The following is a 1,099-nucleotide window of genomic DNA, read 5'->3' as shown; positions in this document are numbered from 1 at the left end:
CGATCCATTACACTACGGGCGCATAGTGGTTAACAACACCTTAACTACTATAACTGATTTTGGATAAAAATACAAGTTAGTTTATGGTGAGAGACGGAAATCGCTTGACCTGATGCGGTTCTCGCTCGCCCAAGACAGTTGGCATAGTGGTTCAAGAAGACACACAGGATGATAGGTCACCTGAAGGGGCTAAAGCTGAGAGAAAGCTGGTAGTGGTGCAATTTCCCATAAGCTGTGAAATCATGCTATAATATCGGCATTAACTTTACGTGGAGGTCACTTAAAATGACGCGACATAAAACCTTTCGCCTCGTCGTGGATGCACTGTTGATGGCAATCGTTTTGGTACAAAATATCTTCCCATTTCTGGGGTATATTCCACTGGGACCTTTCAGCATGACGCTGATTGGACTGACGGTCATTGTGGCTGGAACCGCGTTGGGCCCTAAGGATGGTCTGTTGATCGGGGGCTTTTGGGGACTCATTACATTTATTCGGGCCTTCACTTGGCCGTCCAGTCCAGTGGCACCGTTGGTCTTTACGAACCCGTTAGTATCGGTCGTTCCACGGTTGTTGATGGGCCTTGCCGCCGGACTCGTCTATCTCTGGGGTCGACAACGTCAATGGTCGATGCGCCGTTCAATGCGGGTGGCAGCGGCGGTGGCGGCCTTAACGAATACGATCTTAGTGCTCGGCATGGTCTTTTTCTTCTATCAAACACCAGCCGTTGCGACCGCCTTTGGTGCCAAGGGCAATCAGACACTGGGATATGTCCTGATGATTTCACTAGTGACCAACGCTGTTCCAGAATTAGTGCTGGATGTGCTGGTCGCACCGCTGATTGCCGTACCGTTACGACACCGGTGGGATAAAATTAGCGCCCAAATATTGAAATAAGCCAGAGCGAGTGAGATCAAAAATGGTTGGCGGCGTTAAGCGGAGCTGGCGGCCTGTTGATACACACTTTGACCATCTAAACGTGAGAGCAGTAGAGCTTGGGATCACATCCCAGGCTTTTTTGTGGCGAAAACTGAGCATAAAAAAAGCTCATCCACGAGGGATGAGCTTGCCGAATTGGTAGTGATGCGCCCGGAGGGAA

Annotated in this window: 1 protein-coding gene; it reads left to right on the top strand. The window is 49.8% G+C overall.

Annotated elements, in window-relative coordinates:
• Nucleotides 1-285 precede the first annotated feature (285 nt).
• Nucleotides 286-897: an ECF transporter S component gene (locus FD07_RS11900; protein ID WP_020088221.1), complete on the top strand. Its 612-nt coding sequence runs from the start codon at nt 286-288 to the stop codon at nt 895-897.
• Nucleotides 898-1,099 lie beyond the last annotated feature (202 nt).

The sequence above is a fragment of the Levilactobacillus parabrevis ATCC 53295 genome (assembly GCF_001434055.1).
GTDB lineage: Bacteria > Bacillota > Bacilli > Lactobacillales > Lactobacillaceae > Levilactobacillus > Levilactobacillus parabrevis.
Note: the sequence above shows the minus strand (reverse complement) of the source record. Positions and strands in the feature narration are given on the sequence as shown.